We start from the raw sequence: 21,905 nt of genomic DNA, 5'->3' as shown, positions 1-21,905 counted from the left end.
CCTGCTAAATTGTCTGCGCTAATTATTTCATGCTACCGGGCGGTTAGCCAGTAGAGTAGCAACGAGTCAGGACAGATGAAGACGTTATCTCCCGCAGTAATCACATTACCCTGGCGTCAGGACGCCGCTGAACGCTATTTTTCGACCTTAAGCCATCTCCCCTGGGCGATGCTGTTGCATTCGGGTCATGCTGACCATCCACATAACCGTTTTGATATTCTGGTGGCGGATCCCGTCGCCACGCTGGTTACGCGCGCAGAAGAAACCGTTGTCTATGACGGACACGCAACTGTACGCACGCTTGATGACCCAATGACGGTATTACATTCAGCGCTCAGCGCACGGGGGATTCACCCGAGCTATCACCCCAATCTGCCGTTTCAGGGCGGCGCGTTAGGTCTGTTTGGCTACGATCTTGGCAGAAGATTTGAATCGCTGCCCACGATTGCCACGCGCGATATTGCCCTGCCGGATATGGCCGTCGGCATTTACGACTGGGCGCTGATTGTCGATCATCAGTTGCAGACCGTATCCCTGCTCAGCCATACCGATGTCGAAGCGCGGCTGCAATGGCTCAACGTGCAACAATCATCAAAACGTGAGCTATTTACATTAACCTCGGCGTGGCAGTCCAATATGAGCCGTGCCCAGTACGGCGAAAAATTTCGCCAGGTCCAGAGTTATCTGCACAGCGGCGACTGTTATCAGGTCAACCTTGCTCAACGTTTTCAGGCGCATTATCAGGGCGATGAGTGGCAGGCATTTGTACGACTCAATCACGCTAATCGTGCGCCGTTTAGCGCGTTCATTCGTCTTGAGGAAGGCGCAATCCTCAGCCTTTCACCCGAACGGTTTATTCTGTTGGAAAGCCAGCACATCCAGACGCGTCCTATTAAAGGGACGTTGCCAAGACGTGAAGAGGCTGATGCCGATCGTGAGCAGGCCCAACTGCTGGCGAACTCACCGAAGGATCGTGCGGAAAACCTGATGATCGTCGATTTAATGCGCAATGACATCGGTCGCGTTGCCGTGCCGGGTTCGGTACAGGTTCCGGAGCTGTTTGTAGTCGAGCCGTTCCCTGCCGTTCATCATTTAGTCAGCACCATTACCGCACGTTTGCCGGAATCTTTGCACGCTACCGACCTGCTGCGCGCCGCCTTCCCCGGCGGCTCAATTACCGGCGCGCCGAAAGTGCGGGCGATGGAAATTATAGATGAGCTGGAGCCGCACCGACGTAATGCCTGGTGTGGCAGCATTGGTTACCTGAGCTTTTGCGGCAATATGGACACCAGCATCACCATTCGCACACTGACGACGACGGGCGGACAGATTTACTGTTCAGCCGGTGGTGGCATTGTGGCGGACAGTCAGGAAGACGCGGAGTATCAGGAAACATTTGATAAAGTGAATCGTATTTTGCACCAACTGGAGAACTGACACGTGGAATACAGCAGCCTGACGCTTGATGATTTTTTATCGCGCTTCCAACTCCTGCGCCCGCAGGTCAACCATGCCGCGTTAAACCAGCGCCAGGCAGCCGTGCTGATCCCCGTCGTCCGCCGACCACAGCCGGGGCTGCTGCTAACCCAGCGATCCGTTCATCTACGCAAACATGCCGGCCAGGTCGCCTTTCCCGGCGGCGCGGTGGACAGCACCGATGCCTCGTTGATCGCCGCAGCCCTTCGCGAGGCGCATGAAGAAGTGGCCATTCCGCCGTCATGCGTTGAAGTGATCGGGGTCCTGCCGCCGGTCGACAGCGTCACCGGTTTTCAGGTTACCCCGGTCGTCGGCATTATCCCGCCTAATCTGCCGTATCGCGCCAGTGAAGATGAGGTTTCCGCGGTGTTTGAAATGCCGCTGGCGCAGGCGTTACATTTGGGGCGTTACCATCCGCTCGATATTTATCGTCGCGGTGATTCTCATCGCGTGTGGCTTTCGTGGTATGAGCAATATTTCGTCTGGGGAATGACCGCCGGGATAATTCGTGAGCTGGCTCTGCAAATTGGCGTCAAGCCCTGACTATACTTATCTTTACGCACGCCATAGACAACTTGAAACTCAGGTCACAGCATTAGTAAAACCGCGGTTATCTATTAGTTTAATTCATGTGAATAGTTAAGCCGATCGCCGCGTTCCCTCTTACACTATGCGCAGTTATAACATCGTTACTGGAAAGCCCAGTCGCCCTGTAGGAGTATTATCGTGATTAGTCTATTCGACATGTTTAAGGTGGGGATTGGTCCCTCATCTTCCCATACCGTAGGGCCTATGAAGGCGGGTAAACAGTTCGTCGATGACCTGGTCGAAAAAGGATTACTGGACAGCGTTACTCGTGTTGCCGTCGACGTGTATGGTTCACTGTCGCTCACGGGTAAAGGTCACCACACCGATATCGCCATTATTATGGGTCTGGCGGGCAACGAGCCTGCTACCGTAAACATTGACAGCATTCCCGGATTTATCCGCGATGTAGAAGCGCGTGGACGCCTGCTGCTTGCACAGGGTCAGCACGAAGTGGATTTCCCGCAGAATGATGGCATGCGTTTTCATAACGGCAACCTGCCGCTGCATGAAAACGGCATGCAGATCCATGCGTATAATGGCGAAACCGTCATTTACAGCAAAACGTACTACTCAATCGGCGGTGGATTCATCGTTGATGAAGAACATTTTGGTCAGGATACCGCCAATGAGGTCAGCGTACCTTATCCGTTCAAATCCGCCACTGAAATGCTGGAATACTGCAACAGCACCGGCCTGTCCCTCTCTGGCATGGTGATGCAGAACGAACTTGCTCTGCACAGCAAAAAAGAGATTGAAGAGTACTTTGGCAACGTCTGGCAAACCATGCAGGCCTGTATCGATCGTGGGATGAACACCGAAGGCGTTCTGCCTGGGCCTCTGCGCGTTCCGCGTCGCGCCTCTGCCCTGCGTCGTATGTTGGTCTCCAGCGACAAGCTCTCCAACGATCCGATGAACGTGATCGACTGGGTGAACATGTTTGCGCTGGCCGTTAACGAAGAAAACGCCGCGGGTGGTCGCGTTGTCACAGCGCCAACTAACGGTGCCTGCGGTATCGTGCCTGCGGTCCTGGCCTATTACGATCATTTCATTGAGTCCGTCAGCCCGGATATCTACACCCGCTATTTCCTGGCGGCCGGCGCGATTGGCGCGCTGTACAAAATGAACGCATCTATCTCCGGTGCTGAAGTCGGCTGTCAGGGTGAAGTTGGCGTGGCTTGTTCTATGGCGGCTGCCGGTCTGGCTGAGCTACTGGGTGCAAGTCCTGAACAGGTGTGTGTTGCGGCAGAAATCGGTATGGAGCATAACCTCGGTTTAACCTGTGACCCGGTTGCCGGTCAGGTTCAGGTTCCGTGCATCGAACGTAACGCCATTGCTTCCGTGAAAGCTATCAATGCCGCACGTATGGCAATGCGCCGTACCAGTGCGCCACGCGTTTCACTGGATAAAGTCATTGAGACCATGTACGAAACGGGTAAAGACATGAACGCCAAATACCGCGAAACGTCCCGTGGTGGTCTGGCAATCAAAGTTCAGTGTGACTAATACTTAATTTTCGCCCATCTGCGACGGATGGGCGAATTTATCTCCCCTTCCTCGTCTACTGTAATTTTCCCCACTACACTTGCTCTGTTGCTTTTGGCTTTTGTGACCAACGGCTTATCGGGCGGCCCGCATGCATACAGCACAACGGATCATTAAAAACTATCGCCGGAATCGCTTATTTGTTTGCACCCTATGTGCCCTGGTAACGCTTATCCTCACGTTAACGGTCCGATTTATTTCGGAGCGTAATTTAAATCATCGAAATACCGTAACCTTTGCCAACCACGCGGTTGAAGAGTTGGATCACGTGCTTTTGCCCCTTCAGACCGGACGAGATGTGCTGTTGCCGTTGATTGGTCTCCCCTGTTCAGTCGCGCGTTTACCGTTGAGCAAGCATGCTGCCAGGCTGCAAACGGTACGCTCTGTCAACCTGGTTAAAGATGGGATTCTGTATTGCTCCAGCATTTTTGGTTATCGCAATGAGCCTGTTCGTCGACTGGAGCCTGAATTACCAAGCCAGGAGTCGCTACTGCTGTTATCAACCGACCATTCGATAATTAAAGGCAGTCCGATTCTGACACAATGGTATCCATCCTCTGCCGATGGTGAAGATGGCGTGCTGGAAATCGTCAACATTGAGTTATTATCATCCATGTTGCTTGAGCCACAACTGCCGCAGATCACCCATGCCAGCTTAAGCGTCGGCAATCGCCATCTGCTCTACGGACAAGGTGTTGTCGATACGCTACCTGAACTAAAGAATGAAAAACGCTACCAGCTCTCATCACAGCATTTCCCGTTTACTATCAGCGTTACCGGTCCGGGCGCCAGTGAACTGGCGATTAAACATCTGCCAACACAACTGCCGCTGGCGGTGATCCTCAGTCTGTTAGTGGGGTACCTGGCGTGGCTGGCAACCGCCAACAGAATGAGTTTCTCCTGGGAGATAAATCTGGCCCTTGCCGCCCGGGAATTCGAGCTGTTCTGCCAGCCGCTGCTCAATGCGCAAACGCAGCAATGCATGGGGGTGGAAATCCTGTTACGCTGGAATAATCCGCGTCAGGGTTGGATCTCTCCCGAAGTGTTTATTCCCATCGCCGAGGAGCACAACCTGATCGTGCCCCTGACGCGTCATGTCATCGCAGAAACCATTCAGCAACGACACGTCTTCCCCATGAGCAGTCAGTTTCATATCGGGATCAATGTCGCCGCCAGCCATTTTCGCCATGGCACGCTGTTAAAAGATCTCAACCAGTATTGGTTTAGCCAGCATCCCATTCAGCAGTTAGTCATCGAACTTACCGAACGTGATGCGTTACTGGATGTGGATTATCGGGTTGTACGAGAGCTAAATCGCCTTGGCGTAAAACTGGCGATTGACGATTTTGGCACCGGCAACAGCTCGCTCTCCTGGCTGGAAAAACTCCGCCCGGATGTACTAAAAATTGATAAATCATTTACTTCTGCGATCGGTACCGATGCCGTGAACTCAACCGTTACAGACATCATCATCGCGCTGGGAAAAAGACTGAATATCGAACTGGTGGCGGAAGGGGTTGAAACGCAGGCGCAGGCACAGCATTTGCGCCGGCACGGTGTACATTTATTGCAAGGTTTTCTGTATGCGAAGCCAATGCCGCTACGCGATTTTCCAAAATGGCTGGCGGGCAGCACGCCGCCGCCCACCCGGCATAACGGGCGACATAGTATGCCCGTTATGCCGTTTCGCTAAACCCGATTACTCGTCTTCATCGTGAGCGGGTTGTTCTTTAACAATGCGAACTAAATCCACACGATAGTCATTCGCTTCGACAATCGTAATACTCAGCGGCGCAACCTCGATAACATCGCCGACGCGTGGAATATGACCGTTAGCCGCGATGACTAAACCTGCCACCGTCGCGATATCTTCGTCTTCATCCACCAGCGTGTCCACGTCCAGCGCCTGCTGCAATGCATGCAGGTCGGTTCCGCCTTTCACCAACCAGCCGCCCGCATCAGCAATAATTTCAGGCGTTTCATCGGCATCGGGGAACTCACCGGCGATAGCTTCTAATACGTCCAGCGGTGTAACCAGCCCCTGCACGACACCAAATTCGTTAGTAACGATCACGAAACTGCCGCGGGCACGACGCAGAACGCCCAACAGATTGATCGGGTCCAGCGTTTCCGGGACCACAATAGCCGGAGAGGCTGAGGCAATCGCCGCCACATCCACACCCTCTTCCAGCGCCACCAGCAGTTCTTTGGCACGGACGATACCGATAATTTCGTCCAGCTCACCGCGACATACCGGGAACAGGCTGTGCGGTGACGAAAGCAATTGCTCGCGAATTTCCGCTACGCTCAGGTCCGCATCAACCCAGCTAATCTCGCCACGAGGCGTCATAATGCCACGTAATGAACGCGAGGCCAGGGAGAGTACGCCGTTGATCATATAGCGTTCTTCTTCCACAAATGCGCCTTCCGGAACGGGCACAGGTACCGGATTGTCGGATTCCATCTGCGCGCTGGCCTGACGTTTACCGCCCATCAGACGCAGGATTGCATCCGCAGTCCGCGCACGCAGCGGCAGAGTCGACTGGTGGCGAATAAAGTTACGACGGGCAATCTGGTTAAACAACTCGATAATGATCGAGAAGCCAATCGCCGCATACAGATAACCTTTCGGAATGTGGAAGCCAAACCCTTCGGCAACCAGACTCAGACCAATCATCAACAGGAAGCTCAGACACAGCACCACCACCGTCGGATGTTGGTTCACAAATCGCGTCAACGGCTTGGAAGCCAGCAGCATCACGGCCATAGCTATCACGACCGCCGCCATCATGACCGGCAGATGGTTGACCATACCGACCGCAGTAATCACCGCATCCAGCGAGAACACCGCATCAAGGATGACAATTTGCGTCACCACAACCCAAAAGCTCGCATAGCCTTTCGTCTGCCCGGTATCATGTTCACGGTTTTCCAGTCGCTCATGCAGCTCTGTTGTTGCCTTGAACAAGAGGAAGATACCGCCCAGCAGCATAATCAGATCGCGCCCCGAGAACGCATAGTCCATTACCGTAAACAGCGGCTTTGTCAGCGTCACCATCCACGAAATCACGGACAACAAGCCCAGACGCATAATCAGTGCCAGTGATAAACCGATTAAACGCGCTTTATCTCGCTGTTTCGGCGGCAGCTTATCAGCCAGGATCGCAATGAAGACCAGGTTATCAATACCCAGAACAATTTCGAGAACGACAAGCGTGAGCAAACCCACCCAAATCTGCGGGTCCATTAATAATTCCATGACAAGCTCCTGCTTAAGGAATGACCAAACTGCGCGCTGAGGATCTCAGGCGTTAAAGCATTATGCAGAGAAAATTTGTGGCAAAAAGTGCCAATCTGACAGGCGCAAAGCGGCCTGAGGGTGAAATGACGTCGGTGACGATCCATATGGTGGGCTACTGCCCTATACTCCTGAGTAATTAAACAGATGCTAAACATAACAGAGACAACCGGTTTTTAGCAAAGATTTACCTTCCTTTGCAATAAGTTGTTTCGGAGATATTTTACCCTTCGAAATTTCTTTTCATCGGAAGTTAAATTACGGATCTTCATCACATAAAATATTTTTTTCGATATCTAAAATAATTCACGAAAATCATAGGTTTTTCTTTGTAACCCTTATCTGAATCGATTCGATTGCGGACGACGATTCAAATACATCTTTACGTTGATGTGTTAACGATAATAAAGGAGGTAGCAAGTGACCATTGCTATTGTAATAGGCACACATGGTTGGGCTGCAGAGCAGTTACTTAAGACAGCAGAGATGCTGTTAGGCGAGCAGGAAAACGTCGGCTGGATCGATTTCGTTCCAGGCGAAAATGCCGAAACGCTGATCGAAAAGTACAACGCTCAGTTGGCAAAACTCGATACCAGTAAAGGCGTGCTGTTTCTCGTTGACACATGGGGAGGCAGCCCGTTTAACGCTGCGAGCCGCATTGTCGTCGATAAAGAGCATTACGAAGTTATCGCCGGTGTGAACATTCCCATGCTGGTTGAAACCTTCATGGCGCGTGATGACAACCCGAGCTTTGATGAATTAGTGGCACTGGCCGTTGAAACCGGTAGCGAAGGCGTGAAAGCGTTGAAAGCGAAACCGGTGGAAAAAGCCGCTCCTGCCCCCGTTGCGGCACCAAAAGCAGCAGCACCGGCGAAACCGATGGGCCCGAACGATTATATGCAGATCGGTCTGGCGCGTATCGATGACCGTTTAATTCATGGTCAGGTAGCCACTCGCTGGACCAAAGAAACCAACGTAACGCGCATTATCGTCGTCAGCGATGAAGTTGCCGCCGATACCGTGCGTAAAACGCTGCTGACTCAGGTAGCACCTCCGGGTGTGACGGCGCATGTGGTTGATGTCGCGAAAATGATCCGCGTCTACAACAACCCGAAATATGCAGGCGAGCGTGTGATGCTGTTGTTCACCAACCCGACCGATGTGGAACGTATCGTTGAAGGTGGTGTGAAAATTACCTCTGTAAACATTGGCGGTATGGCTTTCCGTCAGGGTAAAACACAGGTAAACAACGCAATTTCTGTTGATGAAAAAGACATCGAAGCCTTCAAAAAACTCAACGAACGCGGTATTGAGCTCGAAGCGCGTAAAGTTTCGACCGATCAGAAACTGAAAATGATGGATTTGATTGCCAAGGCGAAATAATTCCCTGGCATTTACTTAGTTTTCACACTTAAGTCTGTATAGCAATAGGAGAAGTACAATGGAGATTACCACTCTTCAGATTGTGCTGGTGTTCATCGTCGCATGTATCGCGGGTATGGAGTCGGTACTCGATGAATTTCAGTTCCACCGTCCGTTGGTGGCCTGTACGCTTATTGGCGCCGTTCTCGGGGATATGAAAACCGGTATTATCATCGGTGGTACCCTGGAAATGATCGCCCTGGGCTGGATGAATATCGGTGCTGCGGTTGCACCGGATGCCGCACTGGCGTCAATTATCTCTACCGTTCTGGTTATCGCGGGTCACCAAAGCATTGGTGCCGGTATCGCGCTGGCTATCCCGCTGGCAGCAGCAGGCCAGGTTCTGACCATCATCGTTCGTACTATCACCGTAGCATTCCAGCACGCAGCGGATAAGGCGGCCGAAAACGGCAACCTGACGGCGCTCTCCTGGCTGCACGTGTCCTCACTGTTCCTGCAGGCTATGCGTATCGCTATCCCGGCGGTAATCGTGGCGATCTCTGTAGGTACCAGTGAAGTTCAGAGCATGCTCAACGCCATTCCGGAAGTCGTCACCGGCGGCCTGAATATCGCAGGCGGTATGATCGTGGTGGTTGGTTATGCGATGGTCATCAATATGATGCGCGCGGGCTACCTGATGCCGTTCTTCTACCTCGGCTTCGTCACCGCGGCATTTACTAACTTCAACCTGGTTGCTCTGGGTGTGATTGGCGCAGTGATGGCAATCCTCTACATTCAGCTGAGCCCGAAATATAACCGCGTCGCCGGTGCGCCAGTTCAGGCAGCTGGTAACAACGATCTTGATAACGAACTGGACTAGCAGGTGAGCGAAATGGTTGATATGACTAAAACTACCACCGAGAAAAAACTCACTCCGAGTGACATTCGTGGCGTGTTCATTCGTTCTAACCTGTTTCAGGGTTCATGGAACTTCGAACGTATGCAGGCGCTGGGTTTTTGTTTCTCCATGGTACCGGCTATCCGCCGTTTGTACCCGGAAAACAACGACGCACGTAAGCAGGCTATTAAGCGTCACCTGGAATTCTTTAACACCCATCCGTACGTAGCCGCACCTGTGCTGGGCGTTACGCTGGCGATGGAAGAGCAGCGTGCCAACGGCGCAGAGATTGACGATGGTGCTATCAACGGTATCAAAGTTGGTCTGATGGGACCGCTGGCAGGCGTCGGCGACCCAATCTTCTGGGGTACGGTACGTCCGGTATTTGCTGCGCTTGGCGCTGGTATCGCGATGAGCGGCAGCCTGCTTGGACCACTGTTGTTCTTCATCCTGTTTAACCTGGTGCGTCTGGCAACCCGTTACTACGGTGTGGCATACGGCTACCGTAAAGGGGTCGATATCGTTAAGGATATGGGCGGTGGCTTCCTGCAGAAACTGACTGAGGGGGCGTCAATCCTCGGCCTGTTTGTCATGGGGGCATTGGTTAACAAGTGGACGCACGTGAATATCCCGTTGGTGGTCTCCACTATCACCGGTCAGGATGGTCAGACTCGCGTCACCACCGTGCAGACTATCCTTGACCAGCTGATGCCGGGCCTGGTTCCTCTGCTGCTGACTTTCGCTTGTATGTGGCTGCTGCGTAAGAAAGTGAACCCGCTGTGGATTATCGTTGGCTTCTTCATCATCGGTATCGCGGGCTACGCTGTCGGCCTGCTTGGCCTGTAAGACTGTTGTACACCACCGGGGGCTTGCCCCCGGTTTTTCTATTCAGAGGATTGAGGATTCATGACTATCACGGACCTGGTGCTGGTTCTTTTTATCTTTTCGCTGCTGGCGTATGCCATTTACGATCAGTTCATCATGCCCCGCCGTAATGGCCTTACTCTGCTGACGGTCGCCCTGCTTCCTCGCAGCCGTGTTGACAGTGTTATCTTCATTGGCCTGGTAGCTATTCTTATTTACAACAACGTCACCAGCCACGGGGCGCAATTCACCACGTGGTTATTATGCGCACTGATATTGATGGGGTTGTATCTGTTCTGGATCCGTACGCCGAAAATCATCTTCAAGCAAAAAGGGTTTTTCTTTGCCAACGTCTGGATTGAATATAACCGCATTAAAGAGATGAATTTATCAGAGGACGGCGTGCTGGTGATGCAATTAGAACAGCGGAGATTGCTGGTTCGCGTACGAAATATAGACGATCTTGAAAAAATATATAAACTTCTCATTTCAAATCAGTGAATTAGAAAGATAGCCTGAACTATGTTTTTTATATTTTTTTGAAAACAAAACATAGCTAAGGCTATATTACAACGTCCGTAATGTTATTTATTTTAACGTTCTGTTTATAAATAAATCTAAATGAAAATCGTTTTCAATTAGAAGTCAAATATTATTTCCCTGTTTCTTGTTTTATATTCTCAATATATGTTAAGGTTGCGCCCGTCGTTGGGGAGTAGCCGATTTCCAGACTCCGGAAATGTACGTGTCAACATACTCGTTGAAAAACGTGGCGCGTACGGACTGAACATACAGCTTCAGTCAGGCGAGACCATAGGCACATCAACTGCAATGCATACCTGAATGGCACGATATATTTCGTGATTTTAATCTGTGTGCATGGTTACTGGGGGCAGTGATGTGTTTTATGGATACCCCGGTCAGGACGCTGTTATGAATCTCACCGCTACTGTACTTCTCGCTTTCGGCATGTCGATGGATGCTTTCGCTGCATCAATTGGCAAAGGCGCCACCCTGCATAAACCCAAATTTTCTGAAGCTCTGCGCACCGGTCTCATTTTCGGCGCAGTTGAAACCCTGACGCCGCTGATTGGCTGGGGAATGGGCATGCTGGCAAGCAAATTCGTGCTGGAGTGGAACCACTGGATCGCTTTCATTCTGCTGATTTTCTTAGGTGGGCGAATGATAATCGAAGGTTTTCGCGACAACGGTGATGAAGATGAAGAACCGCCGCGCCGCCACGGATTCTGGCTGCTGGTCACCACCGCTATCGCCACCAGTCTCGACGCGATGGCCGTCGGGGTGGGTCTGGCGTTCCTGCAGGTTAACATTATTGCGACTGCGCTGGCCATCGGCTGCGCCACGTTGATGATGTCCACGCTCGGCATGATGATCGGTCGTTTTATTGGTCCGATGCTGGGCAAACGAGCTGAAATCCTGGGCGGGGTGGTACTGATTGGTATCGGCGCCCAGATCCTCTGGGCGCACTTCCACGGTTAATTCTGGCGCTGCCAGATGTGAATACTAAAATCTGTCTGGCAGTCAAACGTCGTTTTTCCTGCCAGCGTTTCCCACACTTCCGGTTTTGCCCGCCAGGCGAACGGCGTCATTTGCAGTAATGCTACGGCTTCGCTGCCCTGGAGCTGCATCTGATAGCCCAGCGCAATACTTTGCTGCAGAACAAAACCTTCCAGTTGTTCGGTATGTGGCGCATGCAAACGCACCTCATCATAAATCAGCCCTTTCAGCTCCATTAAATGACGCGGCCCAGGCGTGGCGGTGATTACCCATCCCCCCGGTTTCACCACGCGAGCCAGCTCTTGCGCTTTACAAGGCGCGTAGATCCTGATGATGGCATCCATGGACGCATCGGCAAACGGCAGACGATGGCTGGAAGCCACGCAAAAGGTGACCTGCGGATAACGGCGGGCTGCGGCCTTAATCGCCACTTTAGAGACGTCGAGGCCAACGGTCTTGCCGCCAGTCAGCGTATCGGCAAAGGCATGGGTGTAATACCCTTCTCCACAGCCGATATCCAGAATCGCCGCGTTCGCTGAACTCAGCGTCTGCGCAAGCACATTCACAATCGCGTCACGCAGCGGTTGATAGTGTCCGGCATCAAGAAACGCCCGGCGCGCCTGCATCATCTCAGCGCTGTCACCCGGATCGCGCGACCGCTTATGCTGAACCGGCAGTAAGTTGACATACCCTTCTTTCGCCACATCAAACTGGTGCCGCTCAGGGCAAATAAAACTGTTTTTCGTTTGAGTAAGAGGCTGGTGGCAAAGAGGACAGGAAAACGACATGACAACTCCGGCAGGTGATTTGAGGGCGCAAGTGTAACGCGAATTGCGCCCCGGGAAAATAACTTACAGCGTCGGCGAGGATACGCTGTCGCCATGCATCACCAGCAGGTGATCGGAGTCGGCAGGCATGCCGTCTGGTTTAACATTTTCCAGGCGTAAAACATCTCCCATAATCTGGCTGAATACCGGCGCGGAGACGGCGCCCCCATAGTAAGCACCGTTTTGTGGATTATTAATAACCACGACTAAGGCGAATTTCGGGTCGCTCGCTGGCGCAACGCCTGCCGTATAAGCCACGTATTTATCAACATATTTACCATCATCGCCAATTTTTTTCGCCGTCCCGGTCTTCACCGCAACCCGATAATCCCTGACCGCGGCCTTGGTTCCCCCACCGCCGGGTAACGCGACGCTTTCCATCATATGTTCAACCTGATGAACCAGCGCCTCCGGCATCACCCGCGTCCCTATTACCGGCGGATCAATACGCGTGATAGAAAGGGGGCGATAGATGCCAAAACTACCGATGGTGGCATAGACATGCGCCAACTGGAGCGGCGTCACCATGAGCCCATAACCGAATGCAAAGGTGGCGCGATCCAAATCGCTCCAGTAACGGCGTTGAGGCATTAAACCACTGCTTTCGCCGGTTAATCCCAACCCGGTTGGGTCGCCAAAGCCAAAACGTTTATAGGTATCCAGCAATTTCTGCACCGGCATAGCTAACGACAAGTGCGAAACGCCCGTGTCGCTCGATTTCTGCAAAATGCCGGTCAGCGACAGCTCCGGGTAAAATCCGACGTCGCGAATACGATGCCCGTCGACATTAAAAGGATGGGTATCAATTACGCTGTCCGGTTGCACAATCCCCTGCTGGAGCGCGGTCATGATCACCAGCGGCTTAACGGTTGAACCGGGTTCAAAGGTGTCGCTAATGGCACGGTTACGAAAATCATCCAGTACCGCGCCGTCTCGATTGTTGGGGTTAAAGTCGGGGAAGCTTGCCATGGAGAGAATTTCGCCGGTCTCAATATTAACCAGTACCGCGGCCCCGGATTCCGCTTTATTCCATGTAACGGCATTGTCCAGCGCGTCTTCGGTGACCGTCTGCAAACGCTCATCAATACTGAGTTGTAACTCATGTGCAGGCACCGGCATCACTTCGGTGATATTTTCGATGACATGGCCAAATTTGTCTTTACGGACCAGGCGGGAGCCGGGTTTGCCCATCAACTGGCTATTGAAGCTTTTCTCCAGGCCTTCAATACCCTGGCCATCAATATTGGTGAAACCAATGAGATTAGCCGCAACATGTCCGGCGGGATAAAAGCGGCGTGATTCTTCACGCAGATTGATTCCCGGAAGATTAAGGTTATCGATCCATTCAGCCTGCTGAGGAGAGATCTGGCGCGCCAGATAAATAAAGCGTCCCGCAGGATTACTGTTAACACGCTCAGCCAGAGAACTGAGCGAAATGTTCAGAGTCTTTGCTAACGCCTGCCAACGTTCGTTGTAGCCCACGCCTCCCTTGCTGATAATGGTTTTAGGGTCTGCCCAGACGGCATTCACCGGGACACTTACCGCCAGCGGTCGCCCTTCTCTGTCGGTAATCATTCCGCGTGGCGAGGCAATGGTAACCTCGCGTAACGAACGCATATCTTCCTGTTTTACCAAAGTTGTCGGCGTGACAATTTGTAGCCACGCCACACGACCCAGCAGCAATCCCAGGCTTAATAATATCGCCACACAAAGCAGGGCAAAACGTACGGGAGTAAAATTGCGCGCATCTATGTCGTTTTTCTTTTTCACCTGGACTCCCGCATGATAGTTTTTCAGGTGTCTGATTTAACGAGAAATGCCGCGAGAATGCGGGGAAAACTATGCTACGAACATCACGCCTTTGCAACAAAGCGCTAATGGATGGGCTTTCAGAAATATTTTGACGTAATTTGAATTAAAAAGCCCCGCATAAGCGAGGCTTTATATCTGAGATGGTTGCGCAAGAGCGCATCAAATCAGTGGTGTCGATCAGATAGCTGTTACGTTTACAGCAGCCGGACCTTTCTGGCCGTCCTGAATTTCGAACTCAACGTTCTGGCCTTCAGCCAGAGTTTTGAAGCCGTTACCCTGGATAGCGGAGAAGTGTACGAACACGTCTTTGCTGCCATCAGCCGGAGTAATGAAGCCAAAACCTTTAGACTCGTTGAACCACTTAACTTGACCTTTAATCTTTGCCATTTGCAAAATTCCTTAGAGTATTTTCTTCGCCCGCGGGCATAACATAGATAAAACTGAGACATTACTGCTTGAGGCACTAATATAAGGTTCGGCAGAGAAGCGGTATTCAACGTCAACGTGTTTACTCAGGACTTCTTTACTGAAAATGCCACACATAAACAGAACTGTACCTCGTTTAACCCAAAACGTGTTATCACATACAACGTAAATAATGGCAAGCCATTTTTAAACGTGTCTCGATCGGTCGCACAAATCCTGTTGTTCATCAAACAACCACTGCACAGTTATGCGCCAGACCGAGCAGAGTTATATTCTCACTTCTCTCCCCTTGCCCCGTCAGGCTTGCACCGTCACAGGGACATTTCTACCATAGCTCAATAGCTTCGGTTGTTCCAGGTTATCTGTCACAGGGGCTGGTAGATATCATTTTTTATGCTTAGTAATGCATAAAATGTCACAAGCGTAAAAATGAGATCCGCCTTCTGGTTTTGCACTAAAATAATGAAAGAATGATGACAATGCACAAAAAAAGTAAGAGAAACGTTTCGCTGTGAATAAGACGATCGCTATCACAAAAATGACATAATCATATTTTTAACGTATGGGAAAATATATTAGATCAGACCGCACATAAGATATTAATTGGATAGAGTATCTGAAAATACTCAGGTGACAGGCGACACCGAACGCTAATTACGCGGCGAGAGCAGAAGAAAATGATCTGACATGTTGACGACAGGATGAGGTATCTGCGAACCGCATCAGCAGACCTTCACCCTGCCATACTGTTTTTAGCGCTCAGCTACCAGGCGGATGATGTCGTCATCTTCATCCTTCGCAGCAACCGCTGCAGGCTCTGCCGTTTTTTCTGGTTCGTTAGCTTCACAAAGGCGACGGAGCAATGCGTTCTGTCTTTTTTGCTGGTCTAACAATGCTTCAAGCAGTTCTATCTGCTCGTTAGTACGCGAACTTGCCCGATTGACGAAAAACCACAACACAAGCCCAACAACCAAAACCACCACCGATACCGCTAAAGACGCAAAACTCAACGCGCCAGAATTCAAAACTTCGTTCATTTCACCACCTCAATGTAGACAGCGTAGTTTACCACTGCCGCACAAGAAGGTAATCAACTGTTGTAAAAATGCGCTTACCAGGGAATAAATTTATTGATGGCACAAATACCGCTGAAAAATTGTACGTCCTGATCGCACATGATGTTAAACACCTGCGCCCACATCAATATGCATACCAGCACGATAACAATCAGTACCACCCAGCGTATTTTTTTCACTCCAGCTCCACTCTTCAACTCTACATCTTATGACTATAAATTATCATGCGTTACCTAAACCCAGCGTTAACTGTAACGGCATTCCATCTTTTTAGGAATGATTGACTTGTTTCATCCCGTGTACAGGCTAATCTACTAATAACGAGAAAAGATAAGAGGTTGTAATGCGTCTGATTATCCGCGCTATTGTGTTGTTAGCTCTGGTTTGGATCGGTTTATTACTCAGCGGCTATGGCATTTTGATTGGGAGTAAAGAGAATGCGGCCGGTCTGGGTCTGCAATGCCAATATCTGACCGCCCGCGGGACCAGCACCGCACAATATGTCCACTCAAACAGCGGCCTTATTGGCCTTTCAGATTGCCCTGTATTGCGGAAAAGTACTGTCGTTATCGATAACGGTTAAGATAGCGGCAATACATTCTCAATGCTATTTGCGCAAAACAGCGTTAATTTTATTCATTAAAAAACCCCAGGTACGCAATACCTGGGGTTTTACACTTAGCGCTATTGCTGCGGATTAGAACGGATAGTCGTTATAGCCCATTTGTTCAGAAATCTTACGCGCTGCCGTATGCAGCATCGCCACATATTCGTGTAAACGCTCTTCGGAAAAGCGCAGCGTCGGGAATGAGATACTCAAGCCCGCAATCACCACGCCAAAACGGTCAAACACTGGAACACCGATGCAGCGCAGGCCTTCTTCCTGCTCTTCGTTATCTTCGCCGTATCCCTGTTCACGTACTTTATCTAACAATACCAGCAATTCATCAGTATTTGTGATAGTACGGTCGGTGCTGCGTTTATACTCGATGCCGTCAAGAATTTCCTTCACTTCATCGCGGTCACGCCATGCCAGAAGAACTTTACCGATAGCCGTGCTGTACAATGGGTTACGACGACCGACGCGGGAATACATACGCAGATTGTACATGGAGTCGATTTTATGAATGTAGACGATGCTGTCTTCATCCAGCGCACCAAGGTGTACGGTCTCTTTGGTCAAACGTGAAAGTTCACGCATCTGGATGTCAGCACTACGGATCAGATCAACGTTTTGTAACGCGCGCGCACCCAGTTCGAATAATTTCAGGGTCAGGGAGTATTTCTCTGACTCCCCTTCTTGTGCCACATAACCCAGCGTTTTCATGGTCTGCAAAAAGCGATAAACGGTGCTTTTCGACATCATGACGCGTTGCGACAGCTCGGTAATACCAATTTCGCGCTCTTCACCCAGCGCCTGCAGGATGCCAAAAACTTTCAGCACGGAAGATACAGAATCAGGTTGTTTATCCAGATCTGCGATTGCCATTTATCACCTCATTACGAGTGTTTTATAAAAATCAGAACCGGTTTTTATTATAATTTCACGGACCTGCCCTCGCAATCGCTCTTTGCTTACTTAGTTACAAATCTGCGACCTAACACCTGTATATCAATGCTAAGATTATTATTCTCATCATAATTCCCGATAAAATGACCCCTTATGGAAAAAATTCAGGCTGATGGCCTGCCATTGCCCCAGCGATATGGTGCAATTTTAACCATTGTTATTGGCATCTCTATGGCAGTACTCGACGGCGCAATAGCTAACGTCGCACTTCCGACGATTGCTACCGACCTTCAGGCGTCACCCGCCAGTTCAATCTGGATCGTTAACGCCTATCAAATCGCCATTGTCGTTTCACTGCTGTCACTCTCATTTTTAGGTGATATGTTTGGCTATCGACGCATTTATAAATGTGGTCTCGTCGTATTCCTGCTTGCCTCGCTGTTCTGTGCTTTATCAGACTCGCTACAAATGTTAACTCTGGCCCGCGTGGCTCAGGGGTTTGGCGGCGCGGCTCTGATGAGTGTAAATACAGCATTAATTAGACTTATTTATCCCCAGCGTCAGCTTGGTCGGGGGATGGGAATTAACTCCTTCATCGTGGCGGTATCCTCAGCGGCAGGCCCCACCATTGCCGCGGCGATCCTCTCTATCTCGTCATGGAAATGGCTGTTTCTGATTAACGTCCCGCTGGGAATAATTGCCCTGCTGCTGGCTATGCGCTTTTTGCCACCTAATTCGTCCCGCAGCAATAAACCACGCTTTGACCTGCCAAGTGCGGTAATGAATGCCTTAACGTTTGGCTTGTTAATTACCGCGCTCAGTGGATTTGCGCAAGGGCAGTCGCTAAAATTGATTGGCACCGAGCTTGTGGCGCTTATCGTGGTCGGTTTTTTCTTTATCCGCCGCCAGTTGGCGTTGCCGGTACCGTTATTACCGGTTGACCTGCTGCGCATTCCGCTGTTTTCACTCTCGATTTGCACGTCAATCTGTTCATTTAGCGCGCAAATGCTGGCGATGGTTTCTCTGCCCTTCTTTCTTCAAACCGTGCTCGGTCGTAGCGAAGTCGAAACGGGCCTGCTATTGACCCCATGGCCGCTGGCAACCATGGTGATGGCGCCGCTGGCCGGATATCTTATCGAACGCGTCCACGCGGGGCTATTGGGTGCACTGGGTATGGCCGTGATGGCAAGCGGATTATTTGCCCTGGTGTTACTTCCCTCTGCGCCCTCCGATATTAATATCATCTGGCCGATGATATTGTGCGGCGCGGGTTTTGGTCTATTTCAGTCACCGAATAACCACACCATCATCACCTCCGCACCGCGTGAACGCAGCGGCGGGGCGAGCGGGATGCTGGGGACTGCGCGCTTGTTAGGGCAAAGTACCGGCGCGGCACTGGTGGCGTTAATGCTCAATCAGTTTGGTGACAGCGGAACACATATGTCGCTGATAACTGCGGGTGTACTGGCAACGGCTGCCGCCATAGTGAGCGGCTTACGTATCACGCAGCCGCGCGTTCAGGCATAAAAAAAGCGCGTCTGACGACGCGCTTTTTCTTCCAGACTTCTTCGGGTTACTTCAGGTATTCCCCACTACGCAGCGCTTCAATACGCTTATCCAACGGCGGGTGAGTCATAAACAGCTCACTCAACGATTTGGATTTACCGTTGATACAGAACGCCATCATGCTGGTGGCTTCCTGCGGTTCATAGCTTGTTTTCAGACGCTGCAACGCGGCGATCATCTTCTCACGGCCGACCAGTTTGGCAGAACCGGCATCCGCATGGAATTCACGGTGGCGTGAGAACCACATGGTAATAATGCTGGCCAGAATACCAAACACCAGTTCCAGCACCGTCGCCACCGCAAAGTAGATTAATGGGTTACCGTTGCTGCCCTCGCCCTCATCGCGGTTACCGCCCATAAATCCGGCGGCAATTTGCGCCAGAATACGGGAGATAAAGATAACGAAGGTGTTGACCACCCCCTGAATGAGGGTCATGGTCACCATATCGCCATTAGCAATGTGGCTGATCTCGTGCGCGATAACTGCTTCGGCTTCGTCCGGGCTCATGTTTTGCAACAGGCCAGTACTCACAGCCACCAGCGAAGCATCCCGGCGCGCACCGGTAGCAAACGCGTTAATATCTGGCGCATGGTAGATTGCAACCTGCGGCATAGCGATACCCGCCTGACGGGCCTGATTCGCTACCGTATTCATCAGCCAGCGTTCTCTTTCATTACGGGGCTGTTCGATCACTTCCCCGCCAACGGACTTTAACGCCATCCATTTGGACATCAGCAGCGAAATGAAGGAACCACCAAAACCAAACAGCAGTGCCATGATCAACAAGCCTTGAACGCTGCTTGACTGAATCCCTGTCAGGCTCAATACCAGCCCGAAAACGACCATCACAGCCAGGTTCGTCAGCAGGAAGAGCGCGATTCGCATCATAATTTTCTTTTAACCTCAATTTAACAAAACGCACTATGCGATTACCCATATCGTATGGGTCTTATGGCTATTTTCAAGCATCCATAGGTGCTAAGTCACCAGAAAGACACAACTTTACATTTTATCGTATCAGACTGACGTCTTCATGCGGTTGTTAAAAAAACAGGCACAATTTCTTGTGCCTGTTGGCGGTTATTGACTGGTTGCGGGCTGTTCCGCTGGCTTCTCTTTTTCAAGATGCGCCAGGTCGAGCGCTATTTTTACCGTTTCATCCAGATACGGATCCGGCTCCTGGTAATCTTTCGGCAGATCGTCCAGTTTCTTCAACAATGGTTTGCCTTCACGCTTAAACCGGTCGTTGATGCGCGCCAGACGCAGTGCATCATCTTCGTTATTCTCTTTCTCACGCTGAGCGTAATTCAGAGAAGCAATGCTGCGCTTATCCTTCATCGCATTAAATCGCGCAATGTCCTTCATGATGTACTGGAACTCAGGATCGTTCGCAATACGTGCATTGTGCTCTTTTAGCAATTCAGGTCCAAATGGCGTCAGGTTATCAGACTTTGTATAGGTTGCCGCGTCAATGCTATCCCACGGCAGCGCGTTATCTTCAAACTTCTCACCGGTTTCAGTTTCTTCATTACCTGTCGGCATGATGATATCCGGCGTAACGCCCTTACGCTGCGTACTGCCACCATTTACACGGTAGAATTTCTGGATCGTGTACTGAACGGAACCCAGCGCTGGCCATTCCGGACGCAGCATCTGATCGTAAATACGGTTCAGAGAACGATACTGCTGTACGGTGCCCTTCCCAAAGGTCGGTTCACCGACGATCAGCGCACGGCCATAATCCTGCATTGCCGCGGCAAAAATTTCCGATGCCGAGGCACTGAAGCGATCGACTAACACCACCAGCGGACCTTTGTAATACACAACACCGTCGGTATCGCTGTCTTCACGCACTTTGCCGTTATTGTCACGAACCTGAACCACCGGGCCGGAAGGAATGAACAGACCAGAAAGCGAGACCGCTTCGGTCAGTGCGCCACCACCGTTAGTACGCAGATCGATAATCACGCTGCTGACATTCTGTTTTTCCAGTTTCTGCAGTTGAACTTTTACGTCATCCGTCAGGCCAACATAGAAACCAGGAATATCCAGTACGCCGACCTTTTCTTTGCCAACGGTTTTCACAGACATTTTAACAGCGCGGTCTTCGAGACGAATGCGTTCACGCGTTAGCGTGACAATGCGCGTCTTGGTGCCTTTACCAGCAGGCAGGATTTCGAGGCGAACTTTGCTGCCTTTAGGTCCTTTGATCAGCGCCACAACATCATCCAGACGCCAGCCAATCACATCGACCATGCCTTTTCCGGTCTGGCCCACGCCGACAATACGGTCGCCAACGCTTATCGCTTTGCTCTTGGCTGCCGGGCCGCCTGCCACCATGGAGTTAATGACGGTGTAGTCATCATCCATTTGCAGAACTGCGCCAATACCTTCCAGAGACAAGCTCATTTCAGTATTAAACTGTTCTGTGTTGCGCGGAGAAAGATAGTTAGTATGCGGGTCTATTTCACGAGCAAAAGCCGTCATCGCCAGTGAGAACACATCTTCACTGTTCGTCTGCGCCAGGCGGCGAATGGCAAATTTATAGCGACGTGTCAGCGTTTCGCGAATTTCCGCATCGGTTTTACCGGTCAGCTTCAGGCTGAGTTCGTCAAATTTTACTTTGCCGTCCCACAGCGCATTGAGCTCTGCTTCGCTCTTCGGCCACGGAGCTTTGCTCCGGTCGAGGTTAAAGGTGTCAGTCCCGGTAAAATCCATTGGACGCGCCAGCACGCTTAGTGCGTACTGATATCGTTCAAATCGGCGTTTTTGCGCCAGATTATAAAGATCGTAAAAGACATCCAGCTTGCCCGTGCGCAGTTCATCGCCGAGGACAGTTTTCTTTTTTGCATACTGTTCGATATCGCTCGCCAACAGCACGTTATGGCTGTAGTCGAGCAGATTCAGATAGCGGTCAAAAATTTTTGCCGAAAACGCCTGATCCAGATCGAACTGGCGATAGTGTGAACGTGTAAAACGTGAAGTTACACGTTCACTCACCGTCGCATGCTGGGTTTCTTCCTTTAAAACGGGGATTTGATCGGCACGCGTGATGTCTTCTACAGCAAGTGCCTGGCCTGCTAATGCAAGCAGACCAGCTAACGCAGTAAGCCTAAAAAAAGTGTTCATGCCAGGCCTGGC

22 protein-coding genes and 1 riboswitch are annotated in these 21,905 nt (G+C 51.0%); of the genes, 11 read left to right on the top strand and 11 right to left on the bottom strand.

All coding sequences use genetic code 11. The features are described from left to right. Positions 1–75 precede the first annotated feature (75 nt). The 4 genes from pabB (at position 76) to M4I31_RS10105 (ending at position 5,299) form a co-directional block, all read left to right on the top strand. Positions 76–1,437 carry an aminodeoxychorismate synthase component 1 gene (pabB, locus tag M4I31_RS10120; protein WP_085048055.1) on the top strand — a complete coding sequence of 454 codons (1,362 nt, stop codon included), beginning with the start codon at positions 76–78 and terminating at the stop codon, positions 1,435–1,437. A 3-nt stretch (positions 1,438–1,440) separates the two neighbouring features. Further along, positions 1,441–2,019: a CoA pyrophosphatase gene (locus M4I31_RS10115; RefSeq protein ID WP_038641269.1), complete on the top strand. Its 579-nt coding sequence runs from the start codon at positions 1,441–1,443 to the stop codon at positions 2,017–2,019. Positions 2,020–2,202: 183 nt separating this feature from the next. After that, on the top strand, positions 2,203–3,567 hold the full coding sequence (sdaA, locus tag M4I31_RS10110) for an L-serine ammonia-lyase (protein ID WP_038641271.1): 1,365 nt from the start codon (positions 2,203–2,205) through the stop codon (positions 3,565–3,567). Positions 3,568–3,697: 130 nt separating this feature from the next. Next, positions 3,698–5,299 carry an EAL domain-containing protein gene (locus tag M4I31_RS10105; RefSeq protein ID WP_085048054.1) on the top strand — a complete coding sequence of 534 codons (1,602 nt, stop codon included), beginning with the start codon at positions 3,698–3,700 and terminating at the stop codon, positions 5,297–5,299. Between the two features lie 6 nt (positions 5,300–5,305). On the opposite strand, the gene yoaE is transcribed toward M4I31_RS10105, so the two are convergent. Both yoaE and M4I31_RS24105 read right to left on the bottom strand, forming a co-directional pair. After that, positions 5,306–6,865: a CNNM family cation transport protein YoaE gene (gene yoaE, locus M4I31_RS10100; RefSeq protein ID WP_038641275.1), complete on the bottom strand. Its 1,560-nt coding sequence runs from the start codon at positions 6,863–6,865 to the stop codon at positions 5,306–5,308. Continuing rightward, complete coding sequence (locus M4I31_RS24105; protein ID WP_371924024.1) at positions 6,853–7,011, bottom strand: hypothetical protein; 159 nt, start codon at positions 7,009–7,011, stop codon at positions 6,853–6,855. The genes yoaE and M4I31_RS24105 overlap by 13 nt, the downstream gene beginning before the upstream one ends. Before the next feature lie 313 nt (positions 7,012–7,324). Between M4I31_RS24105 and manX the strand changes: the two genes are divergently transcribed. The 5 genes from manX to mntP all read left to right on the top strand — a co-directional run bounded on the left by manX (position 7,325) and on the right by mntP (position 11,528). Beyond that, positions 7,325–8,287 (top strand): PTS mannose transporter subunit IIAB, encoded by a 963-nt coding sequence (gene manX / locus M4I31_RS10095; protein WP_005122176.1) that lies wholly within the window; start codon positions 7,325–7,327, stop codon positions 8,285–8,287. A gap of 58 nt (positions 8,288–8,345) precedes the next feature. After that, positions 8,346–9,146, top strand: a complete 801-nt coding sequence (locus M4I31_RS10090) for a PTS mannose/fructose/sorbose transporter subunit IIC (RefSeq protein ID WP_005122174.1) — start codon at positions 8,346–8,348, stop codon at positions 9,144–9,146. Between the two features lie 12 nt (positions 9,147–9,158). After that, a complete protein-coding gene (locus M4I31_RS10085) occupies positions 9,159–10,010 on the top strand; it encodes a PTS mannose transporter subunit IID (protein ID WP_006684184.1) in 852 nt (283 codons plus the stop codon). Between the two features lie 60 nt (positions 10,011–10,070). After that, positions 10,071–10,529 carry a DUF986 family protein gene (locus M4I31_RS10080; protein ID WP_038641277.1) on the top strand — a complete coding sequence of 153 codons (459 nt, stop codon included), beginning with the start codon at positions 10,071–10,073 and terminating at the stop codon, positions 10,527–10,529. A 197-nt stretch (positions 10,530–10,726) separates the two neighbouring features. After that, positions 10,727–10,831, top strand: a riboswitch (yybP-ykoY riboswitch). A 130-nt stretch (positions 10,832–10,961) separates the two neighbouring features. Beyond that, complete coding sequence (gene mntP / locus M4I31_RS10075; RefSeq protein WP_038641279.1) at positions 10,962–11,528, top strand: manganese efflux pump MntP; 567 nt, start codon at positions 10,962–10,964, stop codon at positions 11,526–11,528. Here mntP and rlmA read toward each other — a convergent pair. The 6 genes from rlmA to mgrB form a co-directional block, all read right to left on the bottom strand. Further along, positions 11,525–12,334, bottom strand: coding sequence for a 23S rRNA (guanine(745)-N(1))-methyltransferase (gene rlmA / locus M4I31_RS10070; RefSeq protein WP_085048053.1), 810 nt, complete (start codon positions 12,332–12,334; stop codon positions 11,525–11,527). The genes mntP and rlmA overlap by 4 nt on opposite strands. A 63-nt stretch (positions 12,335–12,397) precedes the next feature. Beyond that, on the bottom strand, positions 12,398–14,143 hold the full coding sequence (ftsI, locus tag M4I31_RS10065; protein WP_085048052.1) for a peptidoglycan glycosyltransferase FtsI: 1,746 nt from the start codon (positions 14,141–14,143) through the stop codon (positions 12,398–12,400). A 219-nt stretch (positions 14,144–14,362) separates the two neighbouring features. Beyond that, positions 14,363–14,572: a transcription antiterminator/RNA stability regulator CspE gene (gene cspE, locus M4I31_RS10060; RefSeq protein ID WP_001062678.1), complete on the bottom strand. Its 210-nt coding sequence runs from the start codon at positions 14,570–14,572 to the stop codon at positions 14,363–14,365. A gap of 12 nt (positions 14,573–14,584) precedes the next feature. After that, positions 14,585–14,728, bottom strand: a complete 144-nt coding sequence (locus M4I31_RS10055) for a DUF2627 domain-containing protein (protein WP_006684179.1) — start codon at positions 14,726–14,728, stop codon at positions 14,585–14,587. A gap of 635 nt (positions 14,729–15,363) precedes the next feature. Beyond that, positions 15,364–15,648, bottom strand: coding sequence for a YebO family protein (locus M4I31_RS10050; protein ID WP_069324695.1), 285 nt, complete (start codon positions 15,646–15,648; stop codon positions 15,364–15,366). Positions 15,649–15,722: 74 nt separating this feature from the next. Beyond that, entirely contained in the window at positions 15,723–15,866 is a 144-nt protein-coding gene (gene mgrB, locus M4I31_RS10045; protein WP_038641290.1) for a PhoP/PhoQ regulator MgrB, read from the bottom strand. A 164-nt stretch (positions 15,867–16,030) separates the two neighbouring features. Between mgrB and M4I31_RS10040 the strand changes: the two genes are divergently transcribed. After that, entirely contained in the window at positions 16,031–16,270 is a 240-nt protein-coding gene (locus tag M4I31_RS10040) for a YobH family protein (RefSeq protein ID WP_038641292.1), read from the top strand. A gap of 114 nt (positions 16,271–16,384) precedes the next feature. On the opposite strand, the gene kdgR is transcribed toward M4I31_RS10040, so the two are convergent. Next, the gene (kdgR, locus tag M4I31_RS10035) at positions 16,385–17,176 is read right to left on the bottom strand and encodes a DNA-binding transcriptional regulator KdgR (protein ID WP_006684175.1); all 792 of its coding nucleotides are present in this window, start codon (positions 17,174–17,176) and stop codon (positions 16,385–16,387) included. A gap of 174 nt (positions 17,177–17,350) precedes the next feature. On the opposite strand from kdgR, the gene M4I31_RS10030 reads away from it, so the two are divergent. Then, the gene (locus tag M4I31_RS10030; protein ID WP_038641296.1) at positions 17,351–18,724 is read left to right on the top strand and encodes an MFS transporter; all 1,374 of its coding nucleotides are present in this window, start codon (positions 17,351–17,353) and stop codon (positions 18,722–18,724) included. A 46-nt stretch (positions 18,725–18,770) separates the two neighbouring features. Here the strand turns inward: M4I31_RS10030 and htpX are convergent, their stop codons facing one another. Together htpX and prc are read right to left on the bottom strand one after the other, a co-directional pair. Beyond that, positions 18,771–19,652 (bottom strand): protease HtpX, encoded by an 882-nt coding sequence (gene htpX, locus M4I31_RS10025; RefSeq protein ID WP_003034964.1) that lies wholly within the window; start codon positions 19,650–19,652, stop codon positions 18,771–18,773. A gap of 192 nt (positions 19,653–19,844) precedes the next feature. Beyond that, a complete protein-coding gene (prc, locus tag M4I31_RS10020; protein WP_069324696.1) occupies positions 19,845–21,893 on the bottom strand; it encodes a carboxy terminal-processing peptidase in 2,049 nt (682 codons plus the stop codon). Positions 21,894–21,905 lie beyond the last annotated feature (12 nt).

Origin of the sequence: Citrobacter sp. XT1-2-2 (assembly GCF_023516235.1) — a bacterium.
GTDB lineage: Bacteria > Pseudomonadota > Gammaproteobacteria > Enterobacterales > Enterobacteriaceae > Citrobacter > Citrobacter werkmanii.
This window is presented reverse-complemented; position numbering and strand designations above follow the sequence as displayed.